The organism is Arthrobacter sp. efr-133-R2A-63, assembly GCF_030209795.1.
Taxonomy (GTDB): Bacteria; Actinomycetota; Actinomycetes; order Actinomycetales; family Micrococcaceae; genus Arthrobacter; species Arthrobacter bambusae_A.
In genome coordinates this window covers 63,784-82,149 of record NZ_JARVRG010000025.1, presented here as the reverse complement: position 1 = coordinate 82,149, position 18,366 = coordinate 63,784, and the positions used below count along the sequence as shown (strand labels likewise).

At 64.9% G+C, this 18,366-nt stretch carries 19 protein-coding genes and 1 riboswitch; of the genes, 4 read left to right on the top strand and 15 right to left on the bottom strand.

The window, feature by feature from the left end:
• Positions 1–83: 83 nt before the first annotated feature.
• Positions 84–848: an alpha/beta hydrolase family protein gene (locus QRN45_RS14265; protein ID WP_078105991.1), complete on the top strand. Its 765-nt coding sequence runs from the start codon at positions 84–86 to the stop codon at positions 846–848.
• Between the two features lie 91 nt (positions 849–939).
• Here QRN45_RS14265 and QRN45_RS14260 read toward each other — a convergent pair whose 3' ends face one another.
• The 13 genes from QRN45_RS14260 to glyA all read right to left on the bottom strand — a co-directional run bounded on the left by QRN45_RS14260 (position 940) and on the right by glyA (position 12,616).
• Complete coding sequence (locus QRN45_RS14260; RefSeq protein ID WP_502870722.1) at positions 940–2,076, bottom strand: YihY/virulence factor BrkB family protein; 1,137 nt, start codon at positions 2,074–2,076, stop codon at positions 940–942.
• Complete coding sequence (locus QRN45_RS14255; protein ID WP_264637537.1) at positions 1,964–2,656, bottom strand: 2'-5' RNA ligase family protein; 693 nt, start codon at positions 2,654–2,656, stop codon at positions 1,964–1,966. Before QRN45_RS14255 ends, QRN45_RS14260 begins: the two co-directional genes overlap by 113 nt.
• 4 nt (positions 2,657–2,660) lie before the next feature.
• Positions 2,661–3,752, bottom strand: coding sequence for a tryptophan--tRNA ligase (trpS, locus tag QRN45_RS14250; RefSeq protein WP_284763776.1), 1,092 nt, complete (start codon positions 3,750–3,752; stop codon positions 2,661–2,663).
• An 18-nt stretch (positions 3,753–3,770) separates the two neighbouring features.
• Positions 3,771–4,604: an exodeoxyribonuclease III gene (locus QRN45_RS14245; protein WP_078105994.1), complete on the bottom strand. Its 834-nt coding sequence runs from the start codon at positions 4,602–4,604 to the stop codon at positions 3,771–3,773.
• A gap of 10 nt (positions 4,605–4,614) precedes the next feature.
• A complete protein-coding gene (locus QRN45_RS14240) occupies positions 4,615–5,187 on the bottom strand; it encodes a hypothetical protein (protein ID WP_078105995.1) in 573 nt (190 codons plus the stop codon).
• Positions 5,188–5,254: 67 nt separating this feature from the next.
• Positions 5,255–6,088, bottom strand: a complete 834-nt coding sequence (locus tag QRN45_RS14235; protein WP_284763775.1) for an ABC transporter permease — start codon at positions 6,086–6,088, stop codon at positions 5,255–5,257.
• Positions 6,085–6,906 (bottom strand): ABC transporter permease, encoded by an 822-nt coding sequence (locus QRN45_RS14230; protein WP_284763774.1) that lies wholly within the window; start codon positions 6,904–6,906, stop codon positions 6,085–6,087. Before QRN45_RS14230 ends, QRN45_RS14235 begins: the two co-directional genes overlap by 4 nt.
• On the bottom strand, positions 6,899–7,828 hold the full coding sequence (locus QRN45_RS14225) for an ABC transporter ATP-binding protein (protein ID WP_241709522.1): 930 nt from the start codon (positions 7,826–7,828) through the stop codon (positions 6,899–6,901). Before QRN45_RS14225 ends, QRN45_RS14230 begins: the two co-directional genes overlap by 8 nt.
• A 229-nt stretch (positions 7,829–8,057) precedes the next feature.
• Complete coding sequence (locus QRN45_RS14220) at positions 8,058–8,357, bottom strand: SHOCT domain-containing protein (protein ID WP_078105997.1); 300 nt, start codon at positions 8,355–8,357, stop codon at positions 8,058–8,060.
• 133 nt (positions 8,358–8,490) lie between these two features.
• Positions 8,491–9,156, bottom strand: a complete 666-nt coding sequence (locus QRN45_RS14215; RefSeq protein WP_241709458.1) for a response regulator — start codon at positions 9,154–9,156, stop codon at positions 8,491–8,493.
• The gene (locus tag QRN45_RS14210; protein WP_241709457.1) at positions 9,153–10,280 is read right to left on the bottom strand and encodes a sensor histidine kinase; all 1,128 of its coding nucleotides are present in this window, start codon (positions 10,278–10,280) and stop codon (positions 9,153–9,155) included. The genes QRN45_RS14215 and QRN45_RS14210 overlap by 4 nt, the downstream gene beginning before the upstream one ends.
• Before the next feature lie 102 nt (positions 10,281–10,382).
• The gene (locus QRN45_RS14205; protein WP_241709456.1) at positions 10,383–11,294 is read right to left on the bottom strand and encodes a bifunctional methylenetetrahydrofolate dehydrogenase/methenyltetrahydrofolate cyclohydrolase; all 912 of its coding nucleotides are present in this window, start codon (positions 11,292–11,294) and stop codon (positions 10,383–10,385) included.
• Positions 11,295–11,302: 8 nt separating this feature from the next.
• A complete protein-coding gene (gene glyA / locus QRN45_RS14200) occupies positions 11,303–12,616 on the bottom strand; it encodes a serine hydroxymethyltransferase (protein ID WP_502870721.1) in 1,314 nt (437 codons plus the stop codon).
• Between the two features lie 90 nt (positions 12,617–12,706).
• Positions 12,707–12,792: riboswitch (ZMP/ZTP riboswitch) on the bottom strand.
• Positions 12,793–12,828: 36 nt separating this feature from the next.
• Between glyA and purU the strand changes: the two genes are divergently transcribed.
• The 3 genes from purU to QRN45_RS14185 all read left to right on the top strand — a co-directional run bounded on the left by purU (position 12,829) and on the right by QRN45_RS14185 (position 15,006).
• A complete protein-coding gene (purU, locus tag QRN45_RS14195) occupies positions 12,829–13,689 on the top strand; it encodes a formyltetrahydrofolate deformylase (protein ID WP_078106002.1) in 861 nt (286 codons plus the stop codon).
• Positions 13,690–13,782: 93 nt separating this feature from the next.
• A complete protein-coding gene (locus QRN45_RS14190; protein WP_284763773.1) occupies positions 13,783–14,388 on the top strand; it encodes a class I SAM-dependent methyltransferase in 606 nt (201 codons plus the stop codon).
• A 93-nt stretch (positions 14,389–14,481) separates the two neighbouring features.
• On the top strand, positions 14,482–15,006 hold the full coding sequence (locus QRN45_RS14185) for a gamma carbonic anhydrase family protein (protein ID WP_284763772.1): 525 nt from the start codon (positions 14,482–14,484) through the stop codon (positions 15,004–15,006).
• On the opposite strand, the gene QRN45_RS14180 is transcribed toward QRN45_RS14185, so the two are convergent.
• Both QRN45_RS14180 and QRN45_RS14175 read right to left on the bottom strand, forming a co-directional pair.
• Entirely contained in the window at positions 15,003–16,736 is a 1,734-nt protein-coding gene (locus tag QRN45_RS14180; protein ID WP_502870719.1) for a flavin monoamine oxidase family protein, read from the bottom strand. The genes QRN45_RS14185 and QRN45_RS14180 overlap by 4 nt on opposite strands.
• Positions 16,733–18,163, bottom strand: coding sequence for an amino acid permease (locus QRN45_RS14175; protein WP_284763804.1), 1,431 nt, complete (start codon positions 18,161–18,163; stop codon positions 16,733–16,735). The genes QRN45_RS14180 and QRN45_RS14175 overlap by 4 nt, the downstream gene beginning before the upstream one ends.
• Positions 18,164–18,366 lie beyond the last annotated feature (203 nt).

Below are 18,366 nucleotides of genomic sequence, written 5' to 3'. Positions count from 1 at the left end.
TCCCCCATGGCGGGGTACGCCGTCGTCGTTCTTTAAGAGTCGCCCGCGAAAGCCGGGCAAGCCGCACAACGAAAGGCGGACAGGTGTCCAAATCCATGAAGATCAGCTTCGAAGGCAGCACCGGAGATCTCCTGGCAGGTATCGTGGATGTTCCCGAGGGCCCGGTCCGGGGCTGGGGCGTGTTCTCCCATGGGTTGACCCTCGGCAAGGACAGCCCCTCTGCTTCGCGTATCTGCAAGGGCTTGGCGGACCTTGGGGTCGGCATGCTTCGCTTCGACAACCTCGGGCTGGGCGACTCTGCGGGCGAATGGTCCGCCGGATCGTTCAGCGTGAAAGTGGCGGACACTATCCGCGCGGCGGAGTTCATGCGTGCGGATGACAAGGAAATCTCCCTGCTGGTAGGCCACTCTTTCGGCGGGGCGGCTGTCCTGGCGGCGGCTCTAGGTCTTCCCGAGGTTCGGGCTGTTGCCACTGTGGGCGCTCCCTTCGAGCCCAAGCACGTGGAGCACATGTTCGACGCCGAAGTAAGCACGATCCTCAGTGAAGGCAGCGCAGAAGTCAATCTGGGCGGCAGGCGGATGGAGGTTCGCCGCCACTTTGTGGAGGACGTGGAGCAGGCCGACCTCAGGGACTGCATCCGCACTTTGCACCGGCCCCTCATGGTCCTGCACTCCCCCACGGACAATACCGTGGGCATCGACAATGCCAGCGAGATCTTCCAAACGGCGCGGCACCCGCGGAGCTTCGTTTCGCTCGAAGGCAGCGACCACCTGTTGACCGGCAAGGGACAGGCTGCCCGGGTTGCCCGGATCATCTCAGCGTGGGCCGGTCAATACCTCGGCGACTAACGCGAGCCCCAGCCCAACTGACTAGCAGTTGTTGTCGTTATGAGGGATCAAAACGACAACAACTGCTAGTCAGTTGGGCCTCTGCTAGCCTTCAGGAGCCCTTGCGTGGGAACGTGCGCGGCGAAGGGTGCCGCGATCCGAGGGCAGGCCTGGGGTGCTCGCTGGCACCTGTATCCGCTTCCCTGACGGCCGCCCACGCTGCGGAGAGTAAATAGACCTGACTGACCAGGTTGAACCAGATGAGAAGCCCGATGATGATGGCGAATGAGGCCAGAATGGGGTTCCGTCCGGCGTTCGCCAGCAATTCCGTGCTGAAGATCTGGAGGATGGTGGTTCCGATGCCGGCAAGCACCGTTCCTTCCACGAACGCCTGGCGGCGAAGTTTCAGGCGGCCCGCGAAACGGAACATGATGACCGCCGTCGCCAAGTTGAGGACCAGCGGAACGGCCGTGCGAACGAGCCAAGTGACAGGGCCGGCCACTGCGTCAGCCATTCCGAGCCGGTCGATGATCCATCCGGCCGCCGTCCCGAACACAAGCGAAACACCGGCACTGACCACCAGGGCCGCGCCAAGCAGCAGGAGGGTACCGGCGTCGCGCGCCTTCATCAGCAGCGGGTTCTCCTGCAAGGGGTCCAGCCCGATGACTCCGCGAAGTCCCTCCCGGATTCCGGCGATCCAGCCGAGCGCGGTAAATACGGTGACGACGGCGGCTATGGCGGCAGTCCAGCCAAGGCCCGTGGGATTCAACAGATCATGCGGATCCACCAGGCCGTTGCCGCCGCTGGTTTTCAAAAGTCCCGGGGCCGCCGTGGCGACGCTGGAGACAATTGAATCAACCAGTTGGGGCTGTCCGTTGAGGACCAAGCCGGTCACGGCGAAACCCGTTGCCAGCAAGCCCGTCACGGAGAAGAACATGGTGAAGCCAATGCCGGCGCTCAAGAGCGGACCATGGCGCAGATTGTAGAGATTGAAGGCGCGCATGGGCCGGAAATTGCCCAGCCGCGCGAGGGCAAGGTTGATGAACGCCGGTATCGTGGCGCCCCGATTGCCCGAGCGCCGGGCTTTGCCCCATTCGACCTGCCGGTGAATGAGCTGCAGCTTCAGCTGCGCGCCTTCAGTCGGCAGAGGTGGCCTCTCGGCCTGCTGCCGGTCGTTGTGCTGTGCGTTTCCGTGATTGATCTGCGTCGCCGCCAAAGTCGAGCTCTTCCCGTAGCTGCCAGATGCCATTGTCATCGTGCTCGTAAAGTCCCATGCTAACCACCGGGAAGGTGGCGGTGTAGTTCTTGAGCACCGTTTCGGCCTCGTCCAGGCTTTCCGGGGCGACATCGTGGGCCACCGTCACGTGCGGGTGGTACGGGAAAGGAAGATCGCGTTCCAGCGGCCCTGTCTGCAGCTGTTCGTGAAGGCCCACGCACTCCTCGAAACCGTCTTCCACCTTCAGGAACACCACTGGTGAGACCGGCCGGAAGGAGCCTGTGCCGGAAATCGTGATCTTGAAGGGTGCCTGGCGGCGGGCTACATCGCGAACATGCTCGCGGGTGGCCTCCCAGTCCTGGGCGGGCGTAGTGGTGACGAGGGTGATGTGGGCCGGAATGACCTCTGCCATGGGATCACCGAAGGAAGCACGCCATTGCTGGAGTTCCTGGGCGACCTCCCTGGGGAAGCCCAGGATGACTCCTACGCACAGGCTGTCCCCGCAGGCGCTGGCAGACTGCCGCGTAGCCTCGTCCCGGCGGGCATCAGTGGCCTGGCCGGCTCCCCTTGAACGGGAGCCGACCTGGACGCTGAGCTTGCCAGCTGCGCACATGGCTTTAGCGGATTCCTTGTGCTCCGCCGTAAGGCAGGAAGCCCACCTTGGCGTAGACGTCGGCGAGGGTGGCCGAGGCGATTTCGCGCGCTTTGTCCGCTCCGTGGGCCAGGAGCCGGTCGAGCTCGGCCGGATCGGCCAGCAACTCGTTGGCGCGGTCCCGGATCGGCCCAAGGTGGGCCGCAACGAGTTCGGCGAGGTCGACCTTCAGGTGGCCGTACATCTTGCCTTCGTAGTCCGCTATGATCTTCTCCACCGGCTGGCCGCTGATGGACGAGTAGATGCTCAGCAGGTTGGACACCCCGGGCTTGGCTTCGCGGTCGAAGCGGATTTCCGTCTCGGTGTCCGTGACTGCCGACTTGATGCGCTTGGCCGTGATCTTCGGGTCATCGAGCAGGTTGATCAGGCCGGCCGGCGACTCCGCGGACTTGGACATCTTGGCCGTCGGGTTCTGGAGATCGTAGATCTTGGCCGTTTCCTTCTGGATGAAGGCCTGCGGCACCTGGAACGTCTCGCCGTAGCGGCTGTTGAAACGCTGGGCGAGGTCGCGGCTGAGCTCAATGTGCTGCCGCTGGTCTTCGCCTACGGGCACCCCGTGTGGCTGGTACAACAGGATGTCGGCGGCCTGCAGGATCGGGTACGTAAAGAGCCCGACGCTTGCATGGTCCGAACCGTGCTGAAGCGACTTGTCCTTGAACTGGATCATGCGCGAGGCCTCGCCGAAGCCTGTGATGCAGCCGAGGACCCACGCCAGCTGGGCGTGTTCAGGAACCTGCGACTGGACGAACAGCGTGCACTTGTTCACGTCGACGCCGCCGGCGATGTACTGCGCGGCGGTAACGCGCGTACGGCGGGCCAGCTCAGCGGGATCCTGAGGCACCGTGATGGCATGCAGGTCCGGGATGAAGAAGATGGCGTCGTATTCGTCCTGCATGCGGACCCAGTTGACCAGGGCACCGAGGTAGTTGCCCAGGTGGAGGGAATCAGCGGAGGGCTGCATGCCGGACAGCACGCGGTGCTTGGCCCCGGCGGCCAGTTTGGTTGATGTTGCCTTGGCTGCGGCTGCAGCGGGTTCAGTCGTGGTGGAACTGGTCATGAGGAAACTTTCGAAAGCTTAGAGCTGGTAGTCGACTACCAGCGGTGCGTGGTCGGAGAAACGGGTGTCCCACGACGGCGCCCGGTCAACGACGGCCGAAAGTGCGGCTGCCGCGAGTCCGGGAGTGGCCATGTGGTAGTCGATGCGCCAGCCAGTGTCGGTGTCAAAGGCCTTACCGCGCTGGGACCACCAGGTGTAGGGGCCTTCGACATTTCCTGCCAGGCCCCTGTGGACATCCCTCCATCCGATCTCGTCGCCGAAGAAGCGGTCGAAGTACGCGCGCTCCTCAGGAAGGAAACCGGCACGCTTGGTGTTGCCCTTCCAATTCTTGATGTCGAGTTCGGTGTGGCCCACGTTGAGGTCGCCGACCACCAGGGCGTGCTCGCTGTGCTTGGCAAGTTCCGGAAGCCTTGTGGTCATGACGTCCAGGAAGCGGTACTTGTCCACCTGCTTGGGCGTGTCCGCTTCCCCGGAGTGCACATAAGCGCTGACGACCGTCAGCGTAGTGTCCTTGCCGCCGCGGTCCCGCACGACGTAGTCCGCTTCGACCCAGCGTCCAGTCGTGGCGAAGTAGTCGTCGCCGATACCCACGCGGGTGGCAACGGGTTCCTGCCGGGAGGCAATAGCGACGCCGGCACGGCCCTTCGCCTCGGCTTCGGCGTGGAGGATGTACCAGCCTTCGCCGATGAGCTGGTTGACCACCTCGTCAGGCGCGCGGACTTCCTGCAGGCACAGGATGTCGACGTCGCGGGGTTCCAGCCACTCCGCCATGCCCTTCTTGTAGGCGGCGCGAATGCCGTTGACGTTGACCGTTGCGATGCGAAGGAAGTCCTTCTTCAATGCCGAGCTCACCCCGCCTACTCTAGTCGATGATGGTGCCCGAAACGGGCTCGTCGCCGCCGCTGGAGGACTTGATCATGTCCCGGGCATTGCTTGATGTAATGGCGATGGTTTCCAAGGCGCGGTTGATGGTGTCCTGATCGGCGGCGTCGCCCTTGGCGCGTTCGTCCTCCACCACGCGTACCTGCACCTGGACGATCTTGAAAGAGTGGTCCAGTTTGAGGTCCCGCATTTCGTCCGCTTCGTTCCGTTCCGAGACCACCCGGGTGCCACCGTGATCGGCGCTCGACGACGACGGCGCCCGGCCGGTTGCCGCGTTGAAGGCGTTCTGGGCTTCGGTGAGTTTTTCACCGGCCCGCCGGGCGGCCTTCTGGATGCTGAAGACCACGAAAGCGGCGAGCGCGAGCCAGCCGAAGGAGATAACGGCAACGATCCAGCCGACGACGTCGTTGTGGTTGGCGGCGAAGATGACGGCCACCAGGAAGGCGATGAGCACCACCGTCATGCCCAGTCCGCCGATGCGGAAGCCTTTGAAGGGGCTCCGGGCGGAAGCGGACGAGGGAACAGATGACGGGGAGTCGCCGAGGGATCGCATGCACCCATTGTCGCAAACTCCGGGCGACGAACCCCTCGCTTCCACCCCCGGCGAACAGCCTGCGCCGCTATTTCAGGAAGAGCTTGCGCAACCTTCCGGTCGTGAGGGTGATGCCGAGCGCGATCATCACGAGGTAGTAGGCGATATGGACTGCCGTTGCCGGGCTGAAGGAACCAATGCTGATCTGCCGCAGGAGTTCCACGCCGTGCCACAGGGGCATCGCCTGGATGAGCCACTGGATGTATTGCGGGTAGACGCTCAGCGGGTAGAAGGTGGCGCTGAAAAGGAACATGGGCAGCATGAAGAAGTTGATCCAGTCCATCTGTTGGAAAGTCTTCATGAAGCTGGTGATGCCCATGCCGAAACTCGCAAAGCCGAAAGCGATCAGCACCGAGGCCGGAATGACGAGGATGGCCCATGGCGTGGTGGTGAGTCCCATGACGGCCATGACGGCGGTGAACCCCGTGGCATACAGGAGTCCGCGCAGCAGGGCCAGGAAGATCTCCCCGATGGCTACGTCCAATGGTCCGAGGGAGGTGTAGAGCATTCCCTGGTACAGCTTGGCGAAGTTCATCTTGAAGAACACGTTCCACGTGGAGTCATAGACGGCTCCGTTCATGGCAGACACGGCCAGGAGCGCGGGCGCGATATAGGCCGCATAGCTGATTTCCTGGCCTCCCGGGCCCGCCACAGTACCTACGATGGGGCCGAGGCCCACGCCCATGGAGACCAAGTAAAGCACCGGCTCGAAGAACCCGGACACCAGGATCAACCAGGTGCTGCTTTTCGCGGCCATGAGGCCCCGGGACACCACGGCGAGCGCGTTGCGGGAGTACAGCGGACCGAAGGTGCGTTCACGGGCAGCGTCAGTGGCACTGTGGCCGCCGGTCAGTACGCTCATGCGCCCATCCTCCTGGCGAACTGCCGTCGTGTCAGCGTCCAACCCGCAGCGGCAGCTCCCACGAGGAACAGGACGTGGACCAGCGTCAACAAGGGATTCTCCTCGAGTCCATAAGTGAAGACGCGGCCCAGCTGCGTGCCGTGCCAGACCGGGGAAATCCAACCGATCCAGCGCACTCCCAGCGGCAGCGAATCCAGCGGGAAGAACGTGCCCGAAAACAGGAACAGCGGCACCACGATGAATCGCTGCACCAGCGCGAACTGGCCGGAGTCCTTGGTGATGGTCGAGGCATAGGCCATGAGCGGCAGCCCGAAGGACAGCCCGGCCACCGTGGCAACTATCGCCGACACCCAGCCCCACGGACTCGGCGACGCACCGAACATGGCCACGATGGCGAAGTACACCACCGATTGCACCAGGAACTTCAAGGCGCTGGCCATGATGTGGCCCGCGGCGATCTGCTGCGGCACCAGCGGGGAGGCATGCGGGCCGTAGAACACGCGGCGCCATTTGAAGCCGTCCATGATCGGGTAGGAAAAGTCCCCCGACGCCGTCATGACCGCAGATGAGACCAACAGCGCCGGCGCGATGAAGGTCAAGTAGTTCACGCCACCAAACACCGCCCCGCTGTTCGCATCCACGAGGCTCGCGAGCCCGATGCCCATCGCGAACAGGTAGGCGACCGGCTGCCCCACGCTGTACAGGAACACCGACCAGCCGTAGCCACGCATCACTCGCAGGACCTGCTCGGCGTAGAAGAAGGATCCCCAGCGCTTCGCCCGGCTGGCCGAGACAGCCGGGGAGTGGGCGCTAATCAACGAGGCTCCGTCCGGTCAGCCGGAGGAAGACGTCCTCCAGCGAAGAACGCCGCACCAGTGAGGTCAAGGGTCGGAGCCGGCGTGCGGAGACTTGTTCGAGCGCCGCTTCGCCGTCGTTCGCGTAGATGAGCACCCGGTCCGGTAGCGTCTCGACGCGTTCGCCGATGCCCGCGAGTTCGACGCCGATGGTGGAGTTGCGTTCCGAACCGAAGCGGAGTTCCAGGACCTCGCGGGTGGAATATTCGCGGATCAGGCTCGCCGGCGAGCCTTCGGCCATGATCCGGCCTTTGTCCACCACGATCAACCGGTCGCAAAGTTGTTCGGCCTCGTCCATGTAGTGCGTTGTAAGGATCAGCGTGACACCTTGCTCCTTGAGCCTGAACAGCCTGTCCCAGAGGATGTGGCGGGCCTGCGGATCCAGCCCCGTGGTGGGCTCGTCCAGGAGCAGGATCTTCGGTTCGTTGATGAGCGAGCGGGCAATCGTGAGGCGCCGTTTCATGCCGCCCGAAAGGGCATCGACCCTGGACCTGGCCTTGTCCGTCAGCTGGGCGAACTCGAGCAGTTCGTCGGCCTTGGGGCGCAAGTAGCTCAAGGGCAGGCCGAAGTAGCGGCCATAGACAATAAGGTTTTCGCGGACCTTCAGTTCCTCGTCCAGGTTGTCCTGTTGCGGTACCACTCCGAGGTGCGCACGGACTTCCGGCCCATGGGTTTCCGGGTCCAGGCCCATGATGCTGAGCTTCCCGGACGTGCGCTGGGAGACCCCGCCGATCATTTTCATGGTGGTCGATTTGCCGGCGCCGTTGGGGCCAAGCAGGCCGAAGGACTCCCCTGCCGGAACCTCGAACGAGATACCGTCGACGGCGGTGAGCTCGCCGTAGCTCTTGGTGAGGTTTTCGGCTGTGATGACTGCGGCTGGGTTCATCTCGAAGCTGGCTGACGTGGAGAAAGAGCGGGTGGCTTCATTGTGCACCCCAGCAGACTAGTAGAGCCAAGGAATGCGTGAAAGAGGTATTCCGCAATTTTCTGGATTAACCTGCTGGACCCTGCGCGGCATGCTGCTGGATCACTCCACACCTCAGGCCCTGGAACCGCGTGGTTCCAAGGCCTGATGGTTCATCCCGGCGAGTGATCCAGCAGAATCCGCCGGTTCCTCATTTCGTGGGATGTGCCCGTAGCACTTCCAGGCGCTGGCGGTACTCGGTCTCGTCGATTTCCCCGCGTGCGTAGCGCTCCCTCAGCACGCTTTCGGCGCCCTGGGTTGCTGCCCAGTAGTGGTTACGGCGCCACATCCGGCGCCCGAAGAAGATGAAGAATCCAATCACGAGGATCCAAAACAGCGGGATCAGGAGGAAAAACGGCCAGAAGACGAATCCGCCCCCGGGTCCATGGACGACGTCGGCGGGCAGCTGGGCGGCCGCGACGCCGAGGGTGGTGCTCAGTGATGTCAACATGTCCAGTCCAAACTCTCAACAGGCCGTATCTCGGCTCTGGTTCCAGTCTGGTTTTCGGCCCATCGAATCGCGTCGGCCACCGGGAGTCACTTGCGGCCTGCCGCCTACTCCCCCGGGAGACTGCGTGCCCTGGCTAGCTGCTCCAGCCGGGCCGGACCAGGCCGGATTCGTACGCCAGCACCACCAATTGCGCACGGTCCCGGACCAGCAGTTTGGTCATGATCCGTGAAACGTGCGTCTTCGCCGTCAGTGGGGTGATGAAGAGCCGCTCGGCGATCTCTGCGTTGTTCAGGCCCTCCCCTACCAATGCAAGGACTTCCCGCTCGCGCTCAGTGATTTGGTCGAGGGGCACGGTCTTCGACGCCGCTTTGCTGTGCAGGGCGAGCTGGGCCATGATGCGGCGTGTCACGGACGGCGAAAGGAGGGCGTCGCCGTCGTGCACTACCCGCACGGCGCGGATCAGTTCCTCCGGTTCGGTGTCCTTGACGAGGAAGCCTGCGGCACCCGCGCGCACGGCTTCGGCGATGTATTCGTCCAGCTCGAACGTGGTGAGGATGATGATGCGGGTGTGCGCGAGGCCGGGGTTGGCCAGGATGTCCCTGGTGGCGGCCAGTCCGTCACCATCGGGCATGCGGATGTCCATGAGGACGACGTCGGGCGCCTCGCGCTCGGCCAGCCTGACGGCATCCCGGCCGGTACCGGCTTCGGCCACCACTTCCATGTCCGGTTCGGCGTCCAGGAGGGCCCGGAATCCGGCCCGGATCAGGTTCTGGTCGTCGACGAGCAGCAAACGGATCATGCCTGGTGTCCTTGCACGGGGTTCAACGGGAGGTTCGCTTCCACGCGCAGCCCGGGCTCCAGCGACGTGAGGCCGAGAATGCCGCCGAGGGCCTCGACGCGCTCGCGCATGCCCCTCAATCCGTTCCCCGCGGGCGCTCCCCGGAGGCCTGCGCCGTCGTCGTCGATCCTGACGGTCAGCGCGTTCCCTGCCACGTCCAGATGCACGACGGCGGACGCCGCGCCTGAGTGCCTGCGGACGTTGCTCAGCCCTTCCTGGACGATCCGGTAGGCAGCTTCCTGCTGTGCAGCACCTACTCTGTCCCCGTCTAGGGAGTTCTCGAACCGCACCTCCAGCCCGCCGCGCCGCGCGTCTTCCACGAGTTCCAGGATCCGTCCCAGATTCGGCGGTGCCGCGGGACTGAGCGGGGCGTCGTCGCGCAGCACCCCGAGGAGTTGACGGACCTCGGCCAGGGATTCCTTGCTCGCGGCCTTGATGGCTTCCAGCGCCGGGCGGAGCTTCTCGGGATCGTTCGTGCCCAGGTGGAGCGCCACGGAGGCCTGGACGTTGATCATCGACAGGGAGTGAGCCACCACGTCGTGGATGTCACGGGCGAGGGTGAGGCGGTATTCGTCCCGTTCGGCCTGTTTCGCGGCCTCCCGCCGTCGCCGGTATTCGGCCATCCGTTCGCCCCGCCGTCGGAAGCCTTCACCGATCAGGACGAGGATCGCCGCCCAGGCAACGCCGGCGGAGGCCCGGACAAGCCCTGTCTCATCCCCGGCGAGGACAGCCGTCAGAACGACGGCCGCGGCCGAAATCCCGGCCCCAAGCCACGCCAGCCAGCGCAACCCCGCGGCGGCGGTCAGGATGATCGAGAGCGCCAGGGACAGCGCGATGGGACCCCAGGCATAACCAAGGAGGAGGTAGATGGCCGTGGCCGCCAGGGTGGTCGGCAGCATGACGGCGGGCCTGCGGGTCCGGAAAGCCAGGGCCGCGGGGCCCGCCAGCAACAGCAGGAACGCGAGCGGGTCCAAGGGGCGGGGGCCGGCTTGGTGGCTCGCCGAGAAGACGGTCCCGAGGACCTGGATCAGGGCCGCCGCGATCACGATGAAACTCGTGGGAGGGCCCTGGAATCGCCGCTGCATGCTCCGAGCCTAGCCGCGGACGGCGCCCGCGTCGTCGGGTTAACGGCGTAGGGCGCCTACTCCTGCGGGAGTAGGCGCCCTACGCGCTGGTGGGAAGCAATATCAGGCGACGCCGGAGACGCTTCCCGCTGCCAATTGGCGTTCCGCTGCTTCGACCACGTTGGTCATGAGCAGCGCCACGGTCATGGGACCCACGCCGCCGGGGTTCGGCGAAATCCAGCCGGCCACCTCGGCAACGGCGGGATCGATGTCGCCGTGGACCTTGCTCTTGCCCGTCTCGGGGTCGGTTTCACGGGTGACGCCGACGTCGAGCACGGCCGCGCCCGGCTTCACGTCCCCAGGCTTGACGATGTGCTTGGCACCCGCCGCGCCCACAATCACGTCTGCCTGCCGCAGCAACTCCGGGAGGTTCTTGGTGCCGGTGTGCGTCAGGGTCACGGTGGCGTTCACGGCCCGCCGGGTGAGCAGCAGGCCGATCGAGCGGCCGATCGTGACGCCACGGCCGACCACCACAACGTGCTTGCCGGCGAGGCTGTAGCCGTTGCGCTCCAGGAGCTCGATGACACCGCGGGGCGTGCACGGCAGCGGCGAGGTGATCTCTCCGTTGACGTTGAGCACCAGCCGGCCCAGGTTGGTCGGGTGCAGGCCGTCTGCATCCTTGGCGGGGTCGATCCGCTCGAGGATGGCGTCGGTGTCCAGGTGCTTGGGCAGCGGCAGCTGCACAATATAGCCGTGACAGGCGGGGTCCGCATTGAGTTCGTCGATGAGGGCCTCAACCTGGGCCTGGGTGGCGTCCGCCGGAAGCTCTCGCTGGATCGAGTTCATCCCGATCTCCACAGACTGCTTGTGCTTCATGGACACGTAAAGCTGCGAGGCAGGGTCAGCACCAATGAGCACAGTGGCAATGCCCGGAGTGATGCCGTGGGCCCTCAGCGCGGCGACACGCTCGGTCAGCTCAGACTTGATGGCGGCGGCAGCGGCCTTGCCGTCAAGGATCTTCGCGGTCTGCGTCATGGAAGGGTTCACCACTGCTCGTGCTGCGGGTACAGCGGGAAGTCGGCGGCGAGCTTGTCGACGCGGGCTTGGAGGGCTTCAACATCGGTGGCGGAGCCGGCCTTCAGCGCCGAAGCGATGATCTCGGCAACCTCGGTGAATTCGGTGGCACCGAAGCCGCGGGTAGCCAGGGCCGGGGTACCGATGCGCAGGCCGGAGGTGACCATCGGCGGACGGGGGTCGAACGGAACGGCGTTGCGGTTGACGGTGATGCCCACCGAGTGCAGGAGGTCTTCGGCCTGCTGGCCGTCCAGCTGCGAGTTGCGCAGGTCCACGAGGACCAAGTGCACGTCGGTTCCTCCGGTCAACACGGAAACGCCGGCTTCGGCGACGTCGGCCTGGTTGAGGCGATCGGCGATGATCTTGGCACCTTCGAGGACGCGCTCCTGGCGCTCCTTGAATTCCTCGCCGGCAGCGATCTTGAAGGCAACAGCCTTCGCGGCGATCACGTGCATGAGCGGGCCGCCCTGCTGGCCCGGGAACACGTTGGAGTTGAGCTTCTTCGCCCATTCCTGCTTGGCGAGGATCACGCCGGAGCGGGGGCCGGAGAGCGTCTTGTGCACCGTGGAGGTAACGACGTCGGAGTGCGGCACCGGGCTCGGGTGCAGCCCTGCTGCGACGAGGCCCGCGAAATGGGCCATGTCCGTCCAGAGGAGCGCACCGACCTCGTCGGCGATGGAACGGAAGGCAGCGAAGTCGAGGTGGCGCGGGTAAGCGGACCAGCCGGCGATGATGACCTGGGGCTTCTCGGCAATGGCCTGTTCGCGGAGCTTGTCCATGTCCACGCGGAAGGTGTCTTCTTCAACCTGGTAGGCAGCTACGTTGTAGAGCTTTCCGGAGAAGTTGAGCTTCATGCCGTGGGTCAGGTGGCCGCCGTGGGCGAGCGAAAGGCCGAGGATCTTGTCGCCGGGAGTGATCATGGCCGACAGGGCTGCTGCGTTGGCCTGCGCGCCGGAGTGCGGCTGCACGTTGGCATACTCTGCGCCGAAGAGGGCCTTCACGCGGTCGATGGCCAGCTGCTCGGCGATGTCCACGTATTCGCAGCCACCGTAGTAGCGGCGGCCCGGGTAGCCTTCAGCGTACTTGTTGGTCAGGACGGAACCCTGGGCCTCCATGACGGCGCGGGGCGCAAAGTTCTCGGAAGCGATCATTTCCAGGGTGCCGCGCTGGCGGCCGAGTTCCTGTTCCAGAACCGCGGCGATCTCGGGGTCGAGCTCGGCGAGCGGCTGGTTGCTGATGGTCGCGGAGGTGATGGTGGAGGTGGTCACGAAGATCTCCTGGATAGGCAACGGGTATTTCTACAGGTCAGGCTACCGGCTGGGTTTTTTCCATGCCTTTGATTACGGGGCGTGGCAGAGCGACGGTAAAACGTGACCCTCGGCCCAGGCGTACGATCCGTGGTCTTCATCAGTGCCGCTCCCTGGTGGTACACCACCCAACGCCAGTCGCGACGACTTAAACAGTACAACAGGTGCGCAACGGTAGGCTTGATCGTGTGACTGAATCCACCCTGCCTACGTCTTTTGTTGTAACCCTGTCCTGCCCGGACCGGCCCGGAATTGTGCACGCCGTTGCAGGCGCCTTGTTGGAGGCAGGCTGCAACATCGCCGATTCCCAGCAATACGGCAGCCCCAGCACGGGAAACTTTTTCATGCGGGTGGAAGCCACCACGTCCTCGACCGAGGCCGAGCTGAGTTCGGCGCTGGCCCCGGTGGCCCAAGCATTCGGCATGAAGTGGCAGATCAACCCGGTGGGCCAGAAAGTCCGTACCCTGATCCTGGGTTCGAAGGACGCACACTGCCTCAACGACCTGCTCTTCCAGCAACGCACCGGAACCCTCCCCATCGAGGTACCGGCCATCGTGTCGAACCACCGGGACCTCGAAGGCCTGGCGGAGTTCTACGGGATCCCCTTCCACCACATCCCGGTCACCCCGGACACCAAGCCCCGGGCCGAGGCGAAGCTGCTCGAACTCATCCACGAGCACGGCATCGAGCTGACCGTCCTGGCGCGGTACATGCAGGTCCTCTCCAACGAGCTCTGCACCGAGCTCAACGGCAAGGCCATCAACATCCATCACTCCTTCCTGCCGTCCTTCAAGGGCGCCAAGCCCTACCACCAGGCGCATGCCCGGGGAGTGAAGATCATCGGCGCAACTGCGCATTACGTCACGGCGGACCTCGACGAGGGTCCGATCATCGAGCAGGAAGTCATCCGGGTGGACCACGCCCGCACGGCCGAGCAATTCGTGCAGATGGGCCGCGACGTCGAAGGCCGCACGCTCGCCCAGGCCGTGCAGTGGCACGCCGAACACCGCGTCCTGCTCGACGGCACCCGCACGGTGGTGTTCAACTAACGCTCTCCCCACCCAACTGACTCGCATTTAATGTCGTTTTGACGCCTCATAACGACACCTACTGCGAGCTGATATGTGTTCTACGCTGGGACCATGGACGGGACCGGGCCTATGACCCCGCATCGGACGGAATGCCGCGATTGGTTCATTCGCCTGCTCAAGGACGAACACCGGCACTCTCTGTTCGAACTTGGCTGCGGCACAGGCGTCGAAGGTTTGGATTTCGTGCGGGCGGGACTGCATTACACGGGCGTTGACCTGTCCGAGGAGAGCATCCAGTCCGCCCGCGCCAAAGGGCTCGACGCCAGCGTTGCCAGCGGCCGGTCCCTGCCGTTCGCCGATGCCACTTTCCCGGCCGTGTGGACCATGGGCACCCTCCTGCACGTCCCCAACGCGGTAATCCACGACGTCGTCCGTGAACTCGTGCGGGTCAGCGCGCCTGGTGCGCCAATCGCCGTCGGGCTCTGGTCCGGTGACGATGAAGAAGTCCTCAACCCCGAGGACCACGACGAGCCGCGGCGGTTCCTCAGCCGGCGGAGCGACGACGACGTGCGACGCATCTTTGGTGCGCACGGCGACGTCGAGCACTTCGAGACCTGGCCCGAGGGCACGGGAGCCGAGTCCGGAACTGGTGCGGGCCAGAGGACGCAGCACTACCAGTTCCTCGTCCTCCGGACTCCTTCCGGCCCACCCAACTGACTCGCATTTGTTGTCGTTTTCAGTGCTCATAACGACAACAAATGCGACCCAGTTGGGATGGGTGGACCGGACGCCGTCATCTAGGCTTGCCCCATGGCTCCCATTTACACGTTTGCCGGGGATACCCCGACCATCCATGACACTGCCTTCGTGGCACCCACGGCTTCCATCATCGGCAAGGCCACCCTCGGCGCGGACTCGAGCGCCTTCTATGGCGTGTCGGTCCGTGCCGACACCGCCGCCATCAGCGTCGGCGCCGGCTCGAACCTCCAGGACAATGTGGTCCTGCACGCCGACCCGGGTTTCCCCTGCACCGTCGGCGAGCGCGTCAGCGTCGGCCACAGCGCCGTCGTCCACGGATGCACCGTGGAGGACGACTGCCTCATCGGCATGAGCGCCACCATCCTGAACGGCGCCGTCATCGGTACCGGCTCGCTGGTGGCCGCCGGCGCCGTCGTGCTTGAGGGAACCGTCATCCCGCCCCGCTCCCTGGTTGCCGGAGTGCCCGCCAAAGTGCGCCGCGAACTGAGCGAAGAAGAGCTCGACGGCGTAAAGCGCAACGCGGCGCACTACCGGGAGCTGGCCGCGGCGCACCGCGGGATGCACGCGCAAAGCTAGTCCAGGCTGATCGGCCCCAGCTCGTCCAACACGTCGCCGGGACCGGGGTTGCCTGCCACGGACGAACCGCCGAGGTGGTTCACCACGCCCCACACGGCGTTCAGTCCCGTGGTGACGGCGCCTTCGGCCCAGCCTGCGGTGAACGAGACGTCGTCGCCCGCCAGGAAGATGCCCCGCTGGCTTTCCGGCAGCTTGTCCTGCTTGAAGTGCGTGAACAAGCGCTGCTGGTAGCGGTAATGGCCGGGCAGGTTGGCCTTGAAGGCGCCCATGAAGTTGGGGTCGGCTTCCCAGGAAACGGTGATGGGCTGGCCAACGATGTGGCTCGCAATGTCCACACCCGGGTAAATCTGCTCAAGCGAGTGCAGCATGAGCTTGACCCGTTCTTCGGCGCTGAGCGAGAGCCACTTCAGAGCGTCGTCGTTCCACGTGTAGGACAGGAGGATGACGGCAGGCTTGTCCGGACCGTCGTCGAGCAGGTACGTTGCCCGGTTGAGCCGGTCGGTCAACGTCATGGACAACACTTCGCGGCCCGTTTCGGGGTCGATGTCCTTCCAGAACGGCCGGTCCACCATAACGAACGTCTTGGACGACTGCATGTAGTGCGAGCGCTCGATCGCGGTCCATAATTCCGCGGGGAACAACGATTCCTGGGTATGGATGCGCGTGGACAGCAGCCAGGACTGGCACGTGGTCACGACGGCGGGGTACCCGGTTTCGCGGCCCCAACGTTCGCGCACCATGAGTTGGCCCGAAGGGCCGTCAACACTGCCTCGTTCGATGCGGTCCACGGCTCCGCGTGGGGAGCCGGAATGCAGCGAGGCGAGCGAGGTGCCCTCGGGCCAGTGGGCCATGCCCGACGGCGCGTGGTGCCAGAGTGCCTCGGGGAGCCGTTGCGCTCCACCGGTGATGAGGCGGTGCTGGTCATCGGCGTCGGTGTAGACGACGCGCAGGATCTCAAGGATTGAGTTGGGGAAGTCCGTGTCCCAGCCGCCGGTGCCGAAACCTACTTGGCCGAACGCCTCGCGGTGCGCGAATCCGGCCTCCTTAAAGGACGTGCTCGCGGCGATGAAGCCGTAGAAGGTCTGTTCGTCGAGGAGCGGGAGCAGCTCATTCCATAGCTCCTTGATTCGCTTGGTGTCGCGGGCCCGGATCGCCTCCTGCATTTCCTGGAACGCGGCGCCGTCATTCACGGCTGCCTTCCAGGCTGCGGCAACCTCGTGGAAGAACTCCGGAAGGTCGGCGGAGGTGGCGGCGTAATGCTTCTGTCCTGCCAGCTCGATCACGGTGCTCGATGTTGCGGGAGCGAGCGGGTTGGGGAATTCCTGGGTGTCGAGGCCGAGGAGATCCACGTAGTGGTAGAACGCCTTTCCGGACACCGGGAAGCGCATGCCGCCGAGGTCTGCCACCACGCCGGGGGCGGAGGGGAAGCTCGCGGTGCGCAACCGTCCGCCGATCTGGTCAGCCTCATAGACAACGGGGCGCAGCCCGAGCTTCATGAGCTCGTAGGCCGTGACCAGTCCCGACAAGCCGGCACCGATCACCGCGACCTCCGTGCCGTACAGCTCCGGCGGAACAACCGCCAGACCGTCCCGGTGGGCCAGGTAGTGGTCGTAGCTGAACGGGAAGTCCGGGTTCAGCATCGTGATGGGAGCGTCAGCCGGCGTTGCTTGGGTAATCCCGGTGTCACCACGGGGTGTGGGTTCCGTGGGCAATTCGGTGGCGATGGTCATGAAAGTTCTGCCTTCACAGTTTCCGGGTCGGTGACCCTTGCGGATAGTTCACGGTATTCCTCTTCACTGAGCGCCGCTACCTTGGAGTTCCGGCGTCCGTAGCCGAAGTAGAGGGCAATGCCTACCAGCATCCAGCCACCGAACACCACCCAGGTGTCAGCACCCAGGTTGGCCATGAGGTAGGCGCACATCAGCGTGCCGAGGACGGGGGTGATTGGGTAGAGCGGGACGCGGAAGCTGCGCGTGAGCTCCGGGCGGTTGCGACGCAGGTAGATGACGGCGACGTTGACGAGCGCGAACGCGAAGAGGGTGCCGATGCTGGTGGCGTCGGCCAGCGCACCGAGCGGGACGAGTCCCGCGGTGAGTGCGACGGCGGTGCCCACGATGAGCGTTCCGGCCACCGGGGTGCCGGTGCGCGGGGAGATCCGGCCGAAGACCTCCGGGACCAGTCCGTCGCGGGACATGGAGAGCAGGATGCGGGTCTGGCCGTAGAGCACGGTCAGAACGATGCTGGCGATGGCGAGCACGGCTCCGATGGAGAAGACGAGCGCGATCCAGGGCTGGTGGGTGGTTTCCTCGAGGATCTGGACGAGTGCTGCCTCGGTGCCGCCGAACCATTCCCAGGGACGGGCGCCGATGGCGGCCACGGCTACCAGGACGTAGATGCTGGTCACGATCACCATGGAGAGCAGGATGGCCCGGGGCAGGTCACGCTTGGGGTTGCGTGCCTCTTCGCCAGCGGTGGAGGCTGCGTCGAAGCCGATGTAGGAGAAGAATACCCGGGAGGCGGCGGCAGAGACGCCTGCGGCACCCATGGGCATGAGGGGTTCGAAGTTGCCGGCGTTGAATGCGGTGAAGGCAACGGCACAGAAGAACAACAGGATGACGATCTTGATGGTCACGATCGCGGTGTTGATCCAGGCGCTTTCCTTGGCCCCGCGCACCAGCAGGATCATCGCGAGGACGACGATCAGCATGGCCGGTATGTTGACCACTCCGCCGCTGCCCGGTGGTTGCGACATCGCATCCGGCAGGACTTGCCCGAACGCGGAGAGGGTTTCGTTCACGTATTGCCCCGCACCGACGGCGACGGCTGCGACGGAGACCGCGTATTCGAGGACGAGGCACCAACCACAGATCCAGGCCATGCCCTCGCCCATCGTGGCGTAGGAGTAGGAGTAGCTGGATCCGGCAACGGGCACGAGGCCCGCCATCTCCGCGTAGGACACGGCCGAGAACAAGGCGGCAAGGCCTGCCACCACGAAGGAGATCCAGACTGCGGGCCCGGCCAGCGGCACGGATTCACCCAGGATCACCAGGATGCCGGTGCCGAGGGTCGCGCCGACACTGATCATCGTGAGCTGGAGGACGCCGAAGCTGCGGACCAACGGCGTACCGCTCTTGCCGCTTCCGGCCTCGCTGACCATCTGCCCGATCGGCTTGCGGCGCAGCAGCTGCGAACCGAGCCCCGGGCGGAGGGCGGCGTGGCCGGCGTCCGTATTCGTGGCGTGCGTTGGCTTCGTCTGGGTGGAGGTAGGCACAGTCACCGTTGACGTCCCTTCAGAGTAGTTGGCGGATTCCCCTGACAACCGTAAGCCTGTGAGCCAGCTCTCACGGCGGTGCAAAATGA